Here is an 11506-nt window from a genome sequence, read left to right on the forward strand (position 1 = left end):
CTCGAGATAACAAACGTTTACACCAAACAATCTACACATGAACGTAAAACAACAATAACAAAGTACATATAAGCGTTAAGGAAACATTATGACGATCAGTTTTGCAGGACAAGTAGCCATAGTAACGGGTGCCGGTAATGGTTTAGGCCGTTCACATGCATTGGAACTCGCCAAACGTGGCGCCAAAGTCGTGGTAAATGATTTAGGTGGTGCACGCGATGGTAGCGGTGCATCTTCAGCAGCCTCACAAGATGTGGTTCGTTTAATTGAAGAAATGGGTGGTGAAGCCATTAGCCATGGTGCAAACGTAGCCAACTTTGATGAAGTACAAGACATGGTGCAACAAACCATGGACAAGTGGGGCCGTGTAGATATTTTAATTAATAATGCCGGCATATTGCGAGATAAGTCGTTTTCTAAAATGACATTAGATGACTTTAAGCTAGTGATGGATGTGCACGTGATGGGTTCTGTTCACTGCACTAAAGCGGTTTGGGAAATCATGAGGCAGCAAAACTATGGCCGTATTGTGATGACTACTTCGTCAAGTGGCATGTACGGTAATTTTGGTCAGTCTAACTATGGCGCCGCCAAAATGGCGGTGCTTGGGTTAATGAACACCTTAGTGCTTGAAGGAGCGAAAAATAATATCCACATCAATGCGCTGGCTCCCACTGCGGGCACACGTATGACCGAAGATTTAATGCCTGAAGAAATCGTTAAAGCCTTTGCGCCAGAAGCGGTTACTGCAGGCATGTTGACCTTGTGTGATGAACACGCGCCAAATCGCTTTATTTTATGTGCTGGGGCAGGCGGTTATTCAAGTGCGAGCATTTTTGAAACCGAAGGCTGTTTTATTCCTAAAGCATCACAAACTCCAGAAGCCGTTCGAGATAACTGGGCGCAACTCACCGCGCAAGATAATCAAAAAGCGTTGAAGTCTGGCGCCCAACAAGGCGAGAAGTTTGTGATGAAAGCGATGGCTTTTATGAAGTCGCAACAGCAATAAATCATTTTCATGCAGATTGCGTTTGATATTTAATTTGATATTAAGTGAACAACATTACCATTAATACCAAGCTCAATCTTGCAAACATAATAACTACATGTCTTTGAAGACAGATAAACAAAGGAATTATCATGAGAGAAGCCGTTATTGTATCTGTAGCAAGAACCCCGATCGGTAAAGCATACCGCGGTGCGTTTAACGATTTATCTGCACCAACGTTAGCTGCCGTTGCCGTCAACGCAGCAGTTGAACGTGCAGGTATTGACCCTAATGACATTGAAGATTGTATTTTTGGTGCAGCGTTAACTCAAGGTAACCAAGGAATGAACTTTGGCCGTCAAGTGGCGATGGCAGCAAATCTGCCTGTGTCAGTGCCAGGTATGACAGTAGATCGTCAATGTTCATCAGGGTTAATGTCTATTGCTATTGCTGCCAATCATATTGTTTGTGATGGCGCTAAAATATTGGTTGCAGGCGGTTGTGATTCAATCAGCATGGTACAAAACGATAAAATGAACATGCACCGTGCGGTTGACCCTAGTGTAAAAGCGTATCGTCCCGCTATTTATATGCCGATGCTAGATACTGCAGAAGTGGTTGCTAATCGATATGATATCTCGCGTGAAGCACAAGATGCCTATGCGTTAACCTCACAACAACGCACTGCTACGGCACAAGCTGCAGGTAAATTTAATGATGAAATTGTACCTGTCACTTGTACCAAACTGGTCATGGATAAAACCAGCGGTGATATCAGTAAAGAACAAGTCACCTTAACAAAAGATGAAGGTAATCGACCTTCAACCAATATTGAAGGTTTAGCCGGTTTAAAAGCCGTTAAAGATAACGGTTCAATTACCGGTGGTAATGCCTCTCAACTGTCTGACGGAGCTGCCGCTGTCGTGGTAATGGAACGCGTACTTGCTGAGCAACGCGGTCTTAAGCCATTAGGCGCTTACCGAGGCATGGTGGTTGCGGGCTGTGAGCCCGATGAAATGGGCATAGGTCCTATCTTTGCTATTCCAAAATTACTTGAACGCCATGGTTTGACTATTGACGACATTGGTTTGTGGGAAATCAATGAAGCGTTTGCGGTTCAGGTTATTTACTGTGCCGAAAAACTGGGTATTCCATACGATCGTTTGAACGTTGACGGTGGTGCAATCTCTATTGGTCATCCTTATGGCATGAGCGGTACTCGTATGGTGATGCACGCGTTAATTGAAGGAAAACGACGTGGCGTTAAATATGTGGTGATCAGTATGTGTATTGGTGGTGGTCAAGGCGCAGCAGGTTTATTTGAAGTGTTGTAAAACTGTGTGTAGGTTAGGGTGTGCGAGTTGAGAATAAAAATAATAATCACAGCAGCCGGTAATGTAGGCTGCTGATAATTTTGTAATAATTGGGGATAGTATTATGGAAAGGATTTGGCTAGAAAAGAGTTATCCGCCTGGGGTTGAGTTTGAAATCGATCCAGATAAATACAACTCATTGGCAGATTTGTTTTTAAAATATACCAAGCTATATGCCGATAATACGGCGTTTATCAACATGGATGTCAGTATTACTTATCAACAGCTTGCCCAGCAAGCGACAGACTTTGCAGCCTATTTACAGCAAGACTTAGGTTTAGTTAAAGGCGATAAGTTTGCCATTATGATCCCCAATACACTGCAATATCCTATCGCATTATTTGGTGCACTTATCGCAGGCTTAACGGTGGTGAATGTTAATCCACTGTATACCCCGCGTGAATTAGAACATCAATTAAAAGACTCTGGCACTAAAGCCATTTTAATTTTAGAAAACTTTGCCCATGTATTGCAGGCAGTTATTGATAAAACCGATGTTAAACATGTTATCACCACTGGTGTGGGTGACCGATTAGGCCTAATTAAAGGCGCATTAGTTAACGGCGCGATTAAGCACGTGAAGAAATTGGTGCCAGCGTTCGATTTACCTAATGCGGTTAAATTTAATGACGCCATGGCAAAAGGCAGTAAAAAAACCTTTATACCGGTTGATGTTATCGGTTCTGACTTAGCCTTTTTACAATACACTGGCGGCACTACAGGCCCTTCAAAAGGTGCCATGCTGACTCATCGTAATATGGTTGCCAACCTAGAACAGTCCAATGCAGTAACCAAGAACGTTTATGAAATCGGCAAAGAGCTGATTATCACTGCATTGCCGCTTTATCATATTTACGCGTTAACCTCTAATTGCTTAGCCTTCTTACCGTTTGGTGGCACCAACTTATTAATCACCAATCCGAGAGACATGCCTGCTTTTGTAAAAGAACTGGCTAAATATCGCTTTACTGTCATTACGGGTGTCAACACCTTATTTAACGGCTTATTGAATACGCCAGGGTTTGATCAACTTGATTTTAGTTCATTAAAAATGGGTTTTGGCGGCGGAATGTCGGTGCAAAGGCCAGTTGCAGAACATTGGGAGCGAGTGACTAAAAGCCGTTTACTTGAAGGCTACGGGTTAACAGAATGTGCGCCCTTAGTGACAATGAGTCCTTATAACCAAAAAAGCTACAACGGCTCGATTGGTTTACCGGCATCATCAACCGATATTCGTTTAGTCGGTGCAGATGGTGAAGACGTGGCATTAGGTGAGCCTGGTGAAATGTGGGTTAAAGGCCCACAAGTGATGAAAGGCTATTACAATCGCCAAAAAGCCACTGACGAAGTGTTAATCGACGGCTGGTTAGCCACGGGTGACATTGCCACCATGGACGAGAATGGTTTCTTTAAAATTGTTGACCGCAAAAAAGACATGATTAACGTGTCTGGTTTTAACGTTTTCCCTAACGAAATTGAAGAAGTGATTGTGTCGCACGAAGGGGTGTTGGAAGCCGCAGCTGTTGGTGTGTCTTGCGATATTACAGGCGAGCGAGTCAAAGTCTATATTGTTCGCAAAGATCCTACATTAACTGAACAGGATATATTTGATCATTGTAATCAAATGCTCACTAATTATAAACGCCCTAAAGTCATTGAATTTATGAATGAATTACCTAAGAGCAATGTGGGTAAAGTATTACGTAAAGATCTTCGTAGTAAAGCCTAAGGTATGTCGACGCTAGTCGTCGACGGTTTAATAATAAGAGTTATATGTTAGAAATATATGCCGGTAAAACGGCTTTAAAAACGATACAGCAACAAGGGTTTACTCCAGAGATATTCAGTTCTTTCCTCGGCGCAAGTGGTGGACCTAAATGGTTCACCTTACTGGGGTTAGACAAATACCTTTTTGGGGAGTTTTTTAAAGGCAGACAACAACCTTTAAACCTGATTGGATCAAGTGCCGGCGCCTTTCGCGCCGCGTGCTTTGCTCAAAAAGACCCTGTAGCGGCGATAGAACGCTTAGCCAAAAATTACAGTGAAACCGTTTATTCGGATGACACTAAACCGCAACCAGACGAAATAACAGCCAAAGCAGTTGAATTACTTGATGAGTTATTTGGTGACACTGGTGCAGATGAAATTATTAATAACCCAGTCTTTAAAGCCCATTTTATTGTTGCTAAATGTAATGGATTGGTTGCATCAGAAAATAAGCTGCTGCAAGGGGCTGGATTATTCAACAGTTTTGTCAGAAATACCATCAGTAGGCCTCTGCTTAACAGTCAGTATGAGCGTTACATTTTTCAACATGGTCAAAGCGATTTAAGCATTTATGATCCTGACAATATCACCACAACGTCTATGGCATTGAGCCAACGCAATATTAAAGCGGCGCTATTAGCATCGGGTTCAATTCCTATCGTGATGCAAGGCATAAAAGACATTGTCGATTGCCCAAAAGGCATGTACCGCGATGGCGGGATTATCGATTATCATTTTGATTTTAATATTCAAAATGAAGGCTTAACTCTGTATCCACATTTCAGTTCTACATTAAAGCCTGGCTGGTTTGATAAAAACCTGTCTCGTAAAGCGCGTTTACAACACTACGATAAAACCGTGCTTTTATGTCCATCAGCTGAGTTTGTTGCATCACTGCCGTTTAATAAAATTCCAGACCGCAGTGATTTTGTCGAAATGAAACCAGCGCAGCGCTTACAGTACTGGCAACAGGTGTTTGTTGAAAGTGAAAAGTTAGCAGAACATTTTAAAGATTTTTATCAACAACAGAATATCGACAGCATTAAAAGCATTGAGCAGTTACTCGCTTAATGGTGACAAGATTTCATTTTTTGGTATCAATTAAACACTTGTCATTAATATTTTGACGATAACTCATTTAAAAAAGGATTTGAACATGACCACATATAAAGCCATTAACTTAATCGCACGCCCAGACGCCGGCCCTGTAGGTCCACAATTATTCGAAGTGGTCCAAAAAGAAATGCCAACAGTGGCACAAGGGCAATTTTTAGTTAAACAAAATCATATGTCACTGGACCCAGCCATGTTTGGTTGGATGAGTGCCGACACTGAAAGTTACATTCCACCTGTTGCGCTAGGCGAGGTGATGCGCAGCTCCGGTATTGGTGAAATCGTTGAAAGTAACAACCCAGATTTTAAGGTCGGGGATCGGGTGATGGGTATGATGGGCTGGCAAGAATATTTTTTAAGTAATGGTGCTGGTTTAAACAAAGTCACCGCGCCATTGCCAGATGAAGCCATTTTATCGGTATTTGCATTGCCAGGTCTAACTGCAACACAAGGACTATTTAACGTAGGTAAGCCGCAAAAAGGCGAAACCATTGTCGTTTCTGGCGCGGCAGGCTCAGTGGGCTCAATAGTAGGGCAACTGGCTAAAGCAGATGGGTTAACCGTTATCGGTGTCGTCGGCAGTGATGAAAAAGCAGATTGGATTGTTAATGAGTTAGGTTTTGATGGTGCCATCAATTATAAAACAGACGATCTAGCGGCCAAATTAGCAGAATTAACCCCAAAGGGTGTTGATGTGTATTTTGAAAACACGGGTGGTCCAATTCAGCACCATGTTTTTGCCAGAATGAATGCCCATGGACGAATTGTAGTATGTGGCATGATTGCGGATTACCCGAAAGCGGTACCTGATTTAGGCCCTAATTGGATCCAAGTGATTAAAAAGCGCCTAATTATCCAAGGTTTCACCATGCCAGACCATTTCGGCGATGTACCTGCATTGCTCGAAAAATTAACGCCTTATGTGATGAAAGGGCAAATTAAACATCGTGCCCATGTGTTAAATGGACTTGAGTCTGCAATGACTGGCTTGAATTTGTTTTTCACTGGTAAAAACAAAGGCAAGTTAATCGTCAAATTATAACGCCGTTAATTGAACGTGCTGGTCTAAAAATGAATCACCAACAGCGGGGGAATATATCACGCTGTTAGATTAGATCTAATCTGTGTATATAGCGGTCGTTTAGCTTGTTTAAATGATAAATGAGATGAAAGTTTCGTTAGCATGAATCTTTTTTAGTTTACTTTTAGTAAGTAAGGCATGAATATTCATCCGTTAACTGATAGTTCTCGAGCCATTGGTTAACGAGTTATGTGAATTCATAGCTACATAGCTAACCACTAAAGTGTTAAACAGTAAGTAATATAAATAAAAATAATATTAAAAAAGACTTAAATTGGAGCTTTTGTTGATTAAATGTAATGTGCCATTTTGCGTTAATGGATACATTGTAACGCCAACAAATATTTGGCTGCCGATGTTAATCAATAGTGATAAAGCAACATAAATGAAAAGGTTGACCATGTTTAAAAGTACAGATAACTACATCGCCTCAAACGAGCTTACTTTAGCGGTAAATGCCGCCATAGCCTTAGAGAAACCGTTATTAATTAAAGGCGAACCCGGTACCGGTAAAACTCAGTTAGCAGAAGAGTTGGCTCGATCATTGAATTGTAAACTGTATCAATGGCACATTAAGTCGACCACTAAGGCACAACAAGGGTTATACGAATATGATGCAGTATCACGACTACGGGACAGCCAGTTAGGTGATGCCCGTGTGCACGATATTGGTAACTATATCGTTAAAGGTAAATTGTGGCAGGCGTTTGAAGAAGATCAGAGAGCGATTTTATTGATTGATGAAATCGATAAAGCCGACATCGAGTTTCCTAACGACTTATTGCAAGAGCTCGATAAAATGGAGTTTTATGTGTATGAAACTCAGCAGGTTATCAAAGCTAAGCAACGTCCTATTATCATCATTACCTCTAACAACGAAAAAGAGCTGCCAGATGCGTTTTTAAGACGCTGTTTTTTCCATTACATTAAGTTTCCTACTAAAGATGAAATGGCAAAAATTATCGACGTGCATCATCCTAATGTTAAGCAGGACTTGTTACAGCAAGCATTAGAAGTGTTTTTCGATTTACGTGACGTTAATGGGATTAAGAAAAAGCCTTCAACGTCAGAATTAATCGACTGGCTTAAACTGCTGATATCGGATGATATTTCTCAAGAGACATTGCTGAATAAACAATCAGACATTATCCCTTTGTTTGGTGCATTACTAAAAAATGAACAAGACGTTTCATTAATTGAAAAGCTGGCTTTCATGAGCCGCAGAAACAGGTAGTGCATTGTGTTTATTGATTTTTTTCTGACTCTAAAAAAGCACAAAGTGCCGTGTAGTTTACGTGAGCTACTAGACTTGATTGCGTTATTAAAAGCTGGGGTTGTGTTTGCAGATGTGGAAGAGTTTTATAACCTTGCCAAAATTGTCATGGTTAAAGATGAGATCCACTATGACAAATACGACAACGCCTTTGCTGAGTATTTTAAAGGCATCGAAAGCATTGATATTTTTGATAAAATTTTGCCTGAGGATTGGCTACGTAAGGAGTTTGAAAAGCACCTTTCTCAAGAAGAAAAAGACAAGCTTAAATCCTTAGGCGGGCTTGAAGCATTAATGAAGGCGTTAAAAGAACGTCTAGAAGAACAGAAAAAACGTCATGCCGGCGGTAATAAGTGGGTTGGTACGGGTGGCACATCGCCCTTTGGTGCATACGGTTATAACCCTGAAGGGATTAGAGTCGGCCAAGATAAAAACCGTAACAACAGTGCTGTGAAAGTATGGGATAAACGCGAGTTTAAAAACTTCGACCAAGACCGTGATCTTGGGACCCGAAATATTAAATTAGCGCTTAAAAAACTCAGAAAATTTGCCCGCACTGGCGCCAGCGAAAAACTAGATATCAATACGACTATCCGTTCCACTGCACAAAATGGTGGCATGTTAGATGTGCACATGGAACCCGAACGTCACAACGCCGTTAAAGTGTTGATGTTTTTCGATATCGGCGGCTCTATGGATGATTATATTCATACATGTGAAGAGCTCTTTTCTGCGGCGCACAGCGAGTTTAAGCATTTAAAATTTTTTTACTTCCATAACTGCGTGTATGACAAACTCTGGCAAGACAATAACCGCCGCTTTGATAACATGATTGATTTAGAAGAAGTCATCAGAACATTTGGTGCCGATTACAAAGTCATATTTGTCGGCGATGCGACCATGGGTCCTTACGAGATTATTGCTAAAGGCGGCAGTGTTGAGCATTGGAATGAAAAGCCCGGCATTGAATACATGAATCAATTATTAGGTCATTTCAATAAAGTGGCATGGCTCAACCCACAACCAGAAAGTCGCTGGCCAATACATCACTCTATTTCCATTATTCAGCAGTTAGTGAATAACAAAATGTACCCGCTGACAGTTGATGGCATAGGCCGAGCGATTAAAGATCTTAGTTAATAGCAGTTCGTTTTATTGATGACCGATCCAGTGACGTAAACACTCACTGGATCTGTAAAGGTAAGCTAAGCCATGTGGTTTATTTAGCTTGAGGTTAAATTAGTCAGACAATATTGATAGAAAACATAATAAGGAAGGGAAGTAATATGGAATTTTTACGCACCGACGACAGTTGTTTCACCAATTTTCCTGACTACCACTTTACAGCGAATTACTTAAACGTTGATGACACAGAAGGTGGTGAACTGAGAGTTCATTATCTTGATGAAGGCCCTAAGGATGCCGCGCCAATATTGTTATTACATGGTGAGCCAACGTGGAGCTTTTTGTATCGCAAAATGATCCCAATCCTTGTTAAAGCTGGTCATCGTGTTATCGCTCCTGATCTTATTGGTTTTGGCCGTTCAGATAAGCCGACAAAACGTCACGATTATACTTATCAACGTCACGTTGATTGGATAAAGTCATTAATGCTGCAACTTAATCTCACCGACATTACCTTAGTTTGCCAAGATTGGGGTGGGTTAATTGGGTTACGTTTAGCTGCTGAAGAAAGTCAGCGGTTTGCACGAATAGTTTGTGCTAATACCATGTTGCCTACAGGTGACCATGAACCCGGCGAAGCGTTTCAAAAGTGGCGTCAGTTTTCACAAGACGTTGAAATATTCCCAACTGGTAACTTAATTAACAGTGCTTGTGTATCGACATTATCTGCGGAAGTTATTGCCGCTTACGATGCGCCGTTTCCGGATGAGAGTTATAAAGAGGGCGCGCGTCAATTTCCGTTATTAGTGCCAATAACGCCGGACGATCCTGCTGCAGACAAGAATCGCGCAGCTTGGAAAGTATTGTCACAATGGCAAAAGCCATTTTTGACTGCGTTTAGTGATTCCGATCCAATCACTGCTGGCGGTGACAAACTCATGCAAAAACTGATACCGGGAACAAAAGGGCAAAAACACACCACTATAGTCAGTGCGGGTCATTTCCTACAAGAAGATAAAGGCGAAGAATTGGCTGAAGTTGTCGTTCAATTTATTGCAGATAACTAACAAAAGAGTAAGTTGTGCCTAAAAAAGCAGCCATATGAGGCTGCTTTTTTATTAGACTGAAATATCAACTCTAGCCATTAGTCATTTCTTTGATCATATCTAATGCAACAGCTTCGGCAATACTGATACCGTCGATACCAGCCGATAAAATACCACCAGCATAACCAGCGCCTTCACCTGCAGGGTATAAACCTTTGGTATTGATACTTTGGTAATCCGGGCCACGTTTAATTTGTACTGGTGAGGATGTACGGGTTTCAACGCCGGTTAGCATGGCATCTTTACTGTCAAAGCCACGAATTTTCTTACCAAAAGCAGGGATGGCTTCGCGGATAGCATCAATGGCGAACTCTGGTAATGCATCGCTTAAATCGGTCATTTTCACATTAGGTTTGTAAGAGGGTTCGACATTTTCAAACGGTTTACCTGTCCCCGCAGCTAAAAAGTCGCCTACCATTTGTGCGGGGGCATCGTAATTACTACCACCCATGACATAAGCATTACGCTCCAATTTACGTTGCAGTGCGATGCCTTGCAGTGGATCGTTATCAAAATCACTTGGATCAATGCCCACTACAATGGCGCTGTTGGCATTTCGTTCACTACGCGAGTATTGGCTCATACCATTGGTCACTACTGCGTGTTCTTCTGAGGTTGCCGCTACGACAACACCACCTGGACACATACAAAAGCTGTAAACACTGCGACCACTTTTACAGTGATGGACTAACTTATAATCTGCCGCGCCTAATATAGGGTGACCAGCATTGATGCCAAAACGATCTTTGTCGATCATGTCTTGTTTATGTTCTATCCGAAAACCAATTGAAAACGATTGGGCCTGCATATACACGCCTTTATCATGTAACATTTGGAACGTATCGCGGGCACTATGGCCAATGGCTGCTATCACATGTTTAGAATGAAGCACTTCGCCATTTCTAAGGGTGACACCTGTAACTTGGCGGTCGGTAATGTTAATTTCGTCTACACGGGTTTCGAAACGAATATCACCACCTAAGCGAATAATTTCAGTACGCATTTTTTCAACCATGGTGACCAGTTTAAAGGTACCAATATGGGGTTTGCTTACATAAATAATTTCAGCAGGTGCACCAGCAGCAACAAATTCACGTTTTACTTTTAAGCCTTTGAATCCTGGGTCTTTAACCTGACTATATAACTTTCCATCAGAAAATGTGCCTGCGCCACCTTCACCAAATTGCACATTAGATTCGGTATTTAATTCGCTAGTACGCCAGAAACGGAAAGTGTCTTTAGCACGTTCGTGTACTGATTTTCCTCGCTCTAAAATAATGGGTTTAAAGCCCATTTGCGCCAATATTAAACCAACAAATAAACCACAAGGCCCCATGCCAATGACAATTGGGCGTTCGGTTAATTCTTTTGGTGCGCTGGCGACATATTTATAATCAGTATCAGGCGTTACGCGAATATTTTGGTCATCAACCAATGATGCCAATAATGCTGTTTCGTCTAGGTTAGTTAAGGTGACATCCAAGGTATAGATTAAGAATATTGCATTTTTTTTACGTGCGTCATAACCACGTTTAAAAACATGTATGTCAACCAGCTGATCCGCTGATATTGAAAGCCTCTGTAATACAACTTCCTGCAGAGCATTTTCATTATGGTCGAGAGGCAATTTTATTTGGTTTAAACGGATCATGATTTACCTAAAATAGAGACTTAAAAAAC

General features: G+C 41.5%; 9 protein-coding genes. 8 read left to right on the forward strand and 1 reads right to left on the reverse strand.

The genetic code is table 11. The annotated features are described in order from the left end of the window. Positions 1 to 88: 88 nt before the first annotated feature. From ABIS04_RS09280 to ABIS04_RS09315, 8 genes are all read left to right on the forward strand, one after another. Positions 89 to 1009: an SDR family NAD(P)-dependent oxidoreductase gene (locus ABIS04_RS09280; RefSeq protein WP_350433286.1), complete on the forward strand. Its 921-nt coding sequence runs from the start codon at positions 89 to 91 to the stop codon at positions 1007 to 1009. Positions 1010 to 1140: 131 nt separating this feature from the next. Then, positions 1141 to 2322 carry an acetyl-CoA C-acyltransferase gene (locus tag ABIS04_RS09285; protein ID WP_350433287.1) on the forward strand — a complete coding sequence of 394 codons (1182 nt, stop codon included), beginning with the start codon at positions 1141 to 1143 and terminating at the stop codon, positions 2320 to 2322. Between the two features lie 103 nt (positions 2323 to 2425). After that, entirely contained in the window at positions 2426 to 4090 is a 1665-nt protein-coding gene (locus ABIS04_RS09290; RefSeq protein ID WP_350433288.1) for an AMP-binding protein, read from the forward strand. Between the two features lie 44 nt (positions 4091 to 4134). After that, positions 4135 to 5199, forward strand: coding sequence for a patatin-like phospholipase family protein (locus ABIS04_RS09295; RefSeq protein WP_350433289.1), 1065 nt, complete (start codon positions 4135 to 4137; stop codon positions 5197 to 5199). An 85-nt stretch (positions 5200 to 5284) separates the two neighbouring features. Beyond that, positions 5285 to 6283 (forward strand): NADP-dependent oxidoreductase, encoded by a 999-nt coding sequence (locus ABIS04_RS09300; protein WP_350433290.1) that lies wholly within the window; start codon positions 5285 to 5287, stop codon positions 6281 to 6283. 439 nt (positions 6284 to 6722) lie between these two features. Then, entirely contained in the window at positions 6723 to 7556 is an 834-nt protein-coding gene (locus ABIS04_RS09305; RefSeq protein ID WP_350433291.1) for a MoxR family ATPase, read from the forward strand. Positions 7557 to 7562: 6 nt separating this feature from the next. Further along, on the forward strand, positions 7563 to 8735 hold the full coding sequence (locus ABIS04_RS09310) for a VWA domain-containing protein (RefSeq protein ID WP_350433292.1): 1173 nt from the start codon (positions 7563 to 7565) through the stop codon (positions 8733 to 8735). Positions 8736 to 8881: 146 nt separating this feature from the next. After that, positions 8882 to 9787, forward strand: a complete 906-nt coding sequence (locus ABIS04_RS09315; protein WP_350433293.1) for a haloalkane dehalogenase — start codon at positions 8882 to 8884, stop codon at positions 9785 to 9787. Between the two features lie 70 nt (positions 9788 to 9857). Here ABIS04_RS09315 and ABIS04_RS09320 read toward each other — a convergent pair whose 3' ends face one another. After that, positions 9858 to 11477: an NAD(P)/FAD-dependent oxidoreductase gene (locus ABIS04_RS09320; protein ID WP_350433294.1), complete on the reverse strand. Its 1620-nt coding sequence runs from the start codon at positions 11475 to 11477 to the stop codon at positions 9858 to 9860. Positions 11478 to 11506: the final 29 nt, after the last annotated feature.

The sequence above is a fragment of the Shewanella sp. H8 genome, assembly GCF_040285065.1.
Lineage (GTDB): Bacteria > Pseudomonadota > Gammaproteobacteria > Enterobacterales > Shewanellaceae > Shewanella > Shewanella polaris.

Coding starts and splice junctions, on each gene's coding strand:
- ABIS04_RS09280 (WP_350433286.1), top strand. CDS start 89: ATGACGATCAGTTTTGCAGGACAAGTAGCCATAGTAACGGGTGCCGGT.
- ABIS04_RS09285 (WP_350433287.1), top strand. CDS start 1,141: ATGAGAGAAGCCGTTATTGTATCTGTAGCAAGAACCCCGATCGGTAAA.
- ABIS04_RS09290 (WP_350433288.1), top strand. CDS start 2,426: ATGGAAAGGATTTGGCTAGAAAAGAGTTATCCGCCTGGGGTTGAGTTT.
- ABIS04_RS09295 (WP_350433289.1), top strand. CDS start 4,135: ATGTTAGAAATATATGCCGGTAAAACGGCTTTAAAAACGATACAGCAA.
- ABIS04_RS09300 (WP_350433290.1), top strand. CDS start 5,285: ATGACCACATATAAAGCCATTAACTTAATCGCACGCCCAGACGCCGGC.
- ABIS04_RS09305 (WP_350433291.1), top strand. CDS start 6,723: ATGTTTAAAAGTACAGATAACTACATCGCCTCAAACGAGCTTACTTTA.
- ABIS04_RS09315 (WP_350433293.1), top strand. CDS start 8,882: ATGGAATTTTTACGCACCGACGACAGTTGTTTCACCAATTTTCCTGAC.
- ABIS04_RS09320 (WP_350433294.1), bottom strand. CDS start 11,477: ATGATCCGTTTAAACCAAATAAAATTGCCTCTCGACCATAATGAAAAT.